Raw genomic sequence first — 7,509 nt, 5'->3', positions numbered from 1 at the left:
CCGGTTTAGCCGCGACGGGGCAGGGACGCCCCGTCGCGGCGGCCCGCGGAGCAATCCCGGAGTGAGGGAACACCGAGCCTAGGCGAGGTGCCGACAGGCGGGGCAGAGCGTTTTGGTTACTTTGCCGCTTTTGCAAAGTGACTCGCTGTAAGAGCGAAACCATAGGTGGCCGTTACCTAAATAACGGATATGTCCCCGATCAATGCGCAATACACACCGACTTCAACTCGGTATAAGCCTCGATCACCGCCCGCCCAAACTCCCGCCCCATCCCCGATTGCTTCACCCCGCCAAACGGCATCGCCGGGTCCAGCAGCACATGCGCATTCACCCAAACCGTCCCCGCCTCGATCCGCGGCACCAGGTTCATCGCCTTACCCAAATCATTGGTCCAAAGGCTCGCCGCCAACCCATAACGATTGTCGTTGGCCAGAGCAATCACCGCATCCTCATCATCAAACGCCATGACCCCCAACACCGGCCCAAACACCTCCTCCCGGGCCACGGCCATCCCATGATCGATATCCGCCAAAATCGTCGGCCGCACATAAAACCCCTCACCCACCACCTCATCCCCACCGATCACCACCCGCGCCCCTTCAGCCCGAGCCTGCTCGATATGCCGCAAAACCCCCTGCTGCTGCTTGCGCGACACCAACGGATTAATCGCCGCCGCACCATCCATCCCGGCCCCCAACGGCATCGCCGACACCGCCGCCGCCAACCCCTCGACAAACCTGTCGTAAACCGACCGATGCACATAAAAGCGCGAAGCCGCCGCACACACCTGCCCGTTGTTCAGCAACCCACCCAGGATCGCCCCCTGGATCGCCTTATCAATATCGGCATCCGCCAACACAATCATCGGGTTCTTGCCCCCCAATTCCAGGGCAAACCGCGTCATGTTCTCCATGCACGCCACACCCACACTCTTGCCCACCGCAGTCGAACCGGTAAACGACACCTTGCTCACCAACGGATGAGAAGTCAGCACGCCCCCCACCGACGCCCCGCCTCCGGTCACAACGTTGAATACCCCGGCCGGAATCCCCGCCTCCAACGCCAGCTCCGCCAGACGCATCGCCGTCAACGGTGTCTCCATCGCCGGCTTGATGATCACCGTGCACCCGGTGGCCAACGCCGGCATCAACTTCCAGGCCGCTATCAGCAGCGGGAAGTTCCACGGCACGATGCCCACCACCACCCCCACCGGCTCGCGTTTGGTGAACGCGGTGAACTTCGCCCCCGGCGGCAGCGGGATCGACACGTCAAACGTCTGCCCTTCGATCTTGGTCGCCCAACCCGACATATAGCGCATGAACTCCACCGTGGCGTTCAAGTCCAGCCCCCGCGCCAGGTTGATCGACTTGCCCTGGCTCAGGGTTTCCAGCTGCGCCAGTTCCTCGGCATGGGCCTCAACCAGCGCGGTGAAGTTCAGCAAAATCCGCTCCCGGTCAGCCGGGCGCAAACCCGACCACACCCGGGACTTGAAGGCCGCATGGGACGACTGCACCGCCTGCTCCACCACGTGCAGCGGCGCGTCCAGGGTTTCGCACAGGGTTGCCCCGGTGGCCGGGTTGACCACCTTGATGTGGGCGCCTTCGGCAAACACCCACTGGCCATCGATAAAGCAGCCATGACGACGGTCGAGGAATGCAGCCACCTGCGGCAGGATTTCAACGTTGCTCATGATTCACCTGTATTCACTGTTGTTCTTTGAGAAAGCAGGCGACCGCTTGGCGATCGTCGGCCGAAGCCAGGCCCATGTAGGGCATGTAGGTGCCGGGCACAAACGCCTGGGGTTGGGTGATGAATTGCGCGATGGTCTCGGCTTGCCACTCGACGTTTTTGTCACGCATGGCCTGGGAGTAGCTGAAGCCCGCCAGGGAGCCGGATTTGCGCCCGTAAACGCCGGCCAGGTTCGGCCCCATCATCGTCGCGCCGCCCTTGGTGACCGCGTGGCACACGCCGCATTCGTTGGCGAATACCTGGGCGCCATGGCCTGTGTCGGGAGCGCATTCAGCAGCGAACGCGCTGTGGGCGAGGGCCAGCGACAGCACGCCGGCCAGGGACAATCTGTGTGCAGTGAACATAGAAAAACGACCTTGGAAACCATCGAAGTTGCCGACGATTGTCAGGGCTCAAGGTCGCCCGGGTTTTGCCCTGCGTGCCAGTCGTGTTGGCTGGGCTGCCAAACCGTGGATTCTGGCAAGCACAGTCAAGTCTTTGGCAACCAGACAAAAGGCACGTCACTTCGCCAGCATTAGTATCGCGGCAGACCCCAACCCTGTGGTCATGAACAAGAATGGATGCCACACCATGCTCAAGTCCCCCTTGCTTCGTCTCTCGACCCTCGCGCTGATGATCGGCGCCAACCAAGCCGGCGCCTATGAGTTGTACGCCGATGACAGCAGTCACCTGAACGCCACCCTGGAGGCGGTCTTCGGTGCCTTCCACAGCCAGCAGAACTACGCCCCCTCCGGTCGCCTGGCCAAAGGTTCCTCGTCCTGGCGCGAGGGCTACATCAAGTACGGCCTGAGCTTCGACAAAAGCTTCAGCGGCGCCGGCACCACCTATGGCGCGGCCAACCTGCTGAGCTCCGGCACCTGGGGCGACGGCGACGCTGCAGGCTTCAGCGACGGCACGGAGCGCACCACCAAATTCGAAGACGCCTACCTCGGCTGGCGCTCGGGCAAGCTGTTCGAGGCCCTGGGCGAGAATGGCGTGGACCTGTCCTTCGGCCGCCAGAACATCGTGGTCGGCGACGGCTTCCTGATCGACGGCGACGCGCTGAACTTCGGCAAGGGCGTGGCCGACGGCGACATGAATCGCGGCGGCGGCTACTACATCGCTGCCCGCAAAGCCTTCGACGAGACCGCCGTACTGCGCCTGGGCGGCAAGGACGGCTGGCGCAGCGACCTGATGTGGCTCAAGTCCGACAACCGTGCCCAGGCCAAGACCGAGATGTACGTCGCCACCCTCGAACACGTGGCCACCGAAGGCACCGTGGGGCTGACGTACATCGACACCACCGACGTCGACAAGCAATACGCCTCCCCCACGCAGCTGGAGCGGGACGGCATGAAGACCTACAGCCTGCGGGCAACGGGCAATGCCGGGGTGACCAACCTGTTCCTGTCCGGCGAGTACGCCTGGCAGGACAAGCCCCACACCGGCAACGAAGACGCCTGGTACCTGGAAGCCGGCTGGACCTTCGCCGACGTGGCCTGGACGCCCTATGTGAGCTACCGCTACAGCCGTTTCTCGGAAGGTTTCGACCCGCTGTTCTACGGTTTCAGCCGTGGCTACGGCACCTGGTTCCAGGGTGAAGTGGCGGGCAACTACGCCGGGCCGTTCAACAACAACTCGCGCATCCAGAACGTCACGTTCAAGGTCTCGCCCCTGGAAAACCTCAGCGTCGGCGCGGTGCTGTTCGACTTCAAGACCATCGACCGCAACCTCGGCAACAACGACGGCCACGAGCTGGACGTGTATGCCGAATGGCACGTCAACGAACACCTGACGGTGATGCCGCTGATCGGCCTGTACCAGCCGGACAAGAGCGCCGACCAGGGCGGCACGCAGCTGGGCAACCACGATAAAAACCTCTACAGCCAAGTGGTGTTCGCCACTAACTTCTAAGCCCGGCCGGGGCGGTGGCGCCGCCATCGCCCCGCCTGGCCAAGGCCTTCGCAATGCACAAGAAATTCCTCACGATCCAGAGCAAGATCGCCCTGCTCGCCGGCCTCTGCCTGTTGCTGGTGGTCGGCCTGCTGATGAGCCTGTCGCTGTACCAGACCCACCAGAGCAGCCAGCACGTGGCCCAGGCCAGCAGTGAGATGCTCGCCGCCGCCGCCACGGAACACATGCAGGCCCTGGGGCAAGTACAGGCCATGCAGGTGCAACGCACCTTCATGCAAACCCACGAATACGGCCAGGGCTTGTCGCGCTATGTGCTGTACCTGCGGCAACTGCAACAACAGGGCAAGCTGACCCGCCCACAATTGCGCCAGGAGCTGAATACCCAGCTGCACCAGGCCCTGATCGACAAGCCCGACCTGCTCGGGATTTATCTCATATTTGAAGCCAATACCCTGGACGGTGACGATGCCCAGTTCGTCGACCAGGCCGCCGTGGGCAGCAACGAGGCCGGGCGCTTTGCCCAGTATTGGGTACAGGCTTCACCGGGTGAGCTGACAGCGGTGGTCGGCGACGAAGCGTTGCTGGCCAACACCTCCCCCGGCCCCAGCGGCGCACCGTACAACGCCTTCTACACCTGCGCCCGCGACACCGCCAAGGCCTGCGTACTGGAGCCGTATTTCGACGAGGCTTCCGGCAGCCGCAAGCTGGTGACCAGCATTGCGTTCCCACTGATGGAACACGGCAAGGTGATTGCGGTGGTCGGCCTGGACATCAACCTGGCGGCCTTGCAACAGGCCAGCCAGACCAGCGCCGGGCAACTGTTCGACGGCCACGGGCAAGTCAGCATCGTCAGCCCCAAGGGGGTTATTTCCGCCTACAGCGAGGATGCCAGCCACCTGGGGCAGCCGATCAGCACCGTGATGCCGGACGGTCCCCAGATACTGGACGCACTGCGCCAAGGGCAGCCGCAAACCTTTGTCGACCAACAACAGATCAAGCTGCTTGAACCACTGGCACCGATTGCCGGCGCCGCGCCGTGGGGCGTGCTGGTGGGTGTGCCGCAGTCGGTGCTGTTGGCGCCGGTCACCGCGCTGCAACAGCAACTGGATGCCCAAGGGGTGAAAAGCACCGCGCTGGAACTGCTGCTGGGCGGCGGCTCGGCCCTGCTCGGCTTGTTGTTGATCTGGTACGCAGCCTTGCGCATTACCCGCCCGCTGCAAACCCTGACCCGGGTGATGGAGGATATTTCCCGGGGCGAAGGCGACCTGACACGGCGCCTGGAAGTACAGTCCCGGGATGAAATCGGCCAATTGGCCAGTGCGTTCAACCGTTTTGTCGAACGCATCCACCAGTCGATCCGCGAAGTATCTTCGGCGGGACTTGGGGTCAACCAGGTGGTCAAGCGCGTGCTGCTGGCGTCGAACTCCTCGCTGAACAACTTCGACGAACAGGCCACCCGCACCAACAGCGTCGCGGCGGCGATCAACGAACTGGGCGCTGCCGCCCAGGAAATCGCCCGCAACGCTTCCGACGCCTCGCAGCAAGCCTCCGGCGCCCGGCAACAGGCCGAAGACGGGCGCCAAGTGGTGGAGCGTACGATTGCAGTGATGAATGAGCTGTCGGGCAAGATCAGTGCCTCGTGTGTGCATATCGATGCGTTGAATCACAAGACAGTGAACATCGGGCAGATCCTGGAAGTGATCAAAGGCATCTCCCAGCAGACCAACCTGCTGGCGCTGAACGCGGCCATTGAAGCCGCCCGGGCCGGTGAAGCCGGGCGCGGGTTTGCGGTGGTGGCCGACGAGGTGCGCAGCCTGGCGTATCGCACCCAGGAGTCGGCGCTGGAAATTCAGCAGATGATCGAAGAGCTGCAAGTGGGTGCCCGGGAATCCGTCAATACCATGACCGAGAGCCAGCAGCACAGCGAGGAAAGCGTGAGCATTGCCAACCTGGCGGGCACGCGGTTGGCCAGCGTGACGTTGCGCATTGGCGAGATTGATAACGTCAACCAGTCGGTGGCGGCTGCGACCGAGGAGCAGACGTCGGTGGTGGAGGCGCTGAATGTCGACATTACCGAAATCAATATGCTGAACCAGGCTGGGGTGGAAAACCTGCAGTCGACGTTGCAGGCCTGCACCGAGCTTGAGCGTGAGGCAGAGCGCCTCAATCAACTGGTGGGCAGCTTCCGCATCTGACCCTGTAGGAGCCGGCTTGCCGGCGATGCAGACAACTCGGTCCTTCAGATACACCGAAGCGATGCGATCGCCGGCAAGCCAGCTCCTACAGTCGGGCGCTGGCATGCTCGATCCGGTGAAACAGCCGATTGAAGTACACCAGGCTATCGCCCTGCCCCCGTACCCCGACCCGCGACAACTCCACGAACATCACCGAATGCGAGCCCACTTCCTTGCATTCACTGATGCGCCCTTCCAGCTGCACCAGCGCATCCCGCAGCACTGGCACGCCCGCCTCACCACCGTCCCACAGGTCCCAGGCAAACCGTTCGGCCATGGGCACCTGGGTCATCCCGGCAAAATGCCGCGCCAGCTCTTCCTGTTCCCCGCACAGCACGTTCACGCACAACTGCCCATTGGTGCGGAACACATCATGGGTCGCGCTGCTGCGGTTCACACACACCAGCACCGTGGGCGGCGAATCCGTCACCGAACACACCGCACTCGCCGTGATCCCGCAACGCCCGCCGGGGCCGTTGGTGGTGATGATGTTCACTGCGGCCGGCAGTTGCGCCATGGCGTTGCGAAAGTCGATTTGCTGCTGGCTCAGGTCGGCCATGTCGGTGCCCCTTAACGATCCGTGGGTGATGCAACCAGACTAAGGCGTCACGCATGGCGCGACCATTCAGACGATCCCCATGCCGACTAGGTGGTTTCTTTATCGTCAGGGCCGTTCACACTGGGTATTCTGCTGGCAAGGCTCCATAGATGAGCCAATGTCCGCCGCTGCGTGCTTGCGTGCGAAAACAATAATTAGAAATTCTCGTGGCAGCCCCTGATGGAAAATCGCACACCGATCGTTTACATCGTTGATGACGACAAAGACCTGCGTACCTCGCTGGCCTGGCTGCTGGAGTCGGTCAGCGTAAAGGCCCAGTGCTTTGCCGGCGCCGAAGAGTTCCTCGAACACTACGACCCACGCCAACCCGCGTGCCTGGTACTGGACGTGCGCATGCCGCAAACCAGCGGCTTCCAGTTGCAGGACATCCTCAACCGGCGCGGCAGTACCTTGCCGACCATCTTCGTGTCGGCCCACGGCGACATCCCGATGTCAGTCACGGCGATGAAAAACGGCGCACTGGATTTCGTCGAGAAGCCCTATAACCCGCAACAGATGATCGACCGCATCCAGGCCGCGCTGAAGACCGCCGTGCAGGCCCAGGCCGACCAGGAACAGCGTGAGCACCTGCAAGGCAAGCTGGCGCTGCTGACGAGCCGCGAGCGGGAAGTGTTGATGCTGGTGGTGGATGGCAAGGCGAGCAAAGTGATTGCTCGCGAGCTGAACATCAGCGTGAAGACCGTTGACGTGCACCGCACCAAGATCAAGGAAAAGATGGGCGTGACCAGCATTGCCATGCTGGTCCGCGAGGTGTTGTACCCGTAGGGCGCGATGAATGAATGTGGGAGCTGTCGAGTTTTAGCGAGGCTGCGAAGGGATCGCTGCGGTGTACTTGGGGTATCGAGTTGTCTGCATCGCAGGCAAGCCAGCTCCCACAATTGACCTCATTCCAATGTGGGAGCTGTCGAGCCTTGGCGAGGCTGCGATGGGATCGCTGCGGTGTACCTGGGGTATCGAGTTGTCTGCATCGCAGGCAAGCCAGCTCCCACAGTTGACCTCATTCCAATGTGGGAG

6 protein-coding genes are annotated in these 7,509 nt (G+C 62.6%); 3 read left to right on the top strand and 3 right to left on the bottom strand.

The window, feature by feature from the left end; translation table 11 throughout:
• Window positions 1–199 precede the first annotated feature (199 nt).
• Together HX875_RS30895 and HX875_RS30890 are read right to left on the bottom strand one after the other, a co-directional pair.
• Window positions 200–1,690, bottom strand: coding sequence for an aldehyde dehydrogenase family protein (locus HX875_RS30895; protein WP_177048623.1), 1,491 nt, complete (start codon window positions 1,688–1,690; stop codon window positions 200–202).
• Between the two features lie 13 nt (window positions 1,691–1,703).
• On the bottom strand, window positions 1,704–2,093 hold the full coding sequence (locus HX875_RS30890) for a c-type cytochrome (RefSeq protein ID WP_177048621.1): 390 nt from the start codon (window positions 2,091–2,093) through the stop codon (window positions 1,704–1,706).
• A gap of 226 nt (window positions 2,094–2,319) precedes the next feature.
• On the opposite strand from HX875_RS30890, the gene HX875_RS30885 reads away from it, so the two are divergent.
• Window positions 2,320–3,642 carry a hypothetical protein gene (locus tag HX875_RS30885; protein ID WP_177048619.1) on the top strand — a complete coding sequence of 441 codons (1,323 nt, stop codon included), beginning with the start codon at window positions 2,320–2,322 and terminating at the stop codon, window positions 3,640–3,642.
• A gap of 53 nt (window positions 3,643–3,695) precedes the next feature.
• On the top strand, window positions 3,696–5,837 hold the full coding sequence (locus HX875_RS30880) for a methyl-accepting chemotaxis protein (RefSeq protein ID WP_177048617.1): 2,142 nt from the start codon (window positions 3,696–3,698) through the stop codon (window positions 5,835–5,837).
• A gap of 85 nt (window positions 5,838–5,922) precedes the next feature.
• Here the strand turns inward: HX875_RS30880 and hpaC are convergent, their stop codons facing one another.
• On the bottom strand, window positions 5,923–6,435 hold the full coding sequence (gene hpaC / locus HX875_RS30875) for a 4-hydroxyphenylacetate 3-monooxygenase, reductase component (RefSeq protein ID WP_177048616.1): 513 nt from the start codon (window positions 6,433–6,435) through the stop codon (window positions 5,923–5,925).
• Between the two features lie 219 nt (window positions 6,436–6,654).
• Between hpaC and HX875_RS30870 the strand changes: the two genes are divergently transcribed.
• Entirely contained in the window at window positions 6,655–7,260 is a 606-nt protein-coding gene (locus HX875_RS30870) for a response regulator transcription factor (RefSeq protein WP_177048615.1), read from the top strand.
• The last annotated feature ends 249 nt before the right edge of the window (window positions 7,261–7,509 follow it).

This window comes from Pseudomonas yamanorum (assembly GCF_013386765.1).
In the GTDB taxonomy this organism is placed as follows: domain Bacteria; phylum Pseudomonadota; class Gammaproteobacteria; order Pseudomonadales; family Pseudomonadaceae; genus Aquipseudomonas; species Aquipseudomonas yamanorum_A.
Note: the sequence above shows the minus strand (reverse complement) of the source record. Positions and strands in the feature narration are given on the sequence as shown.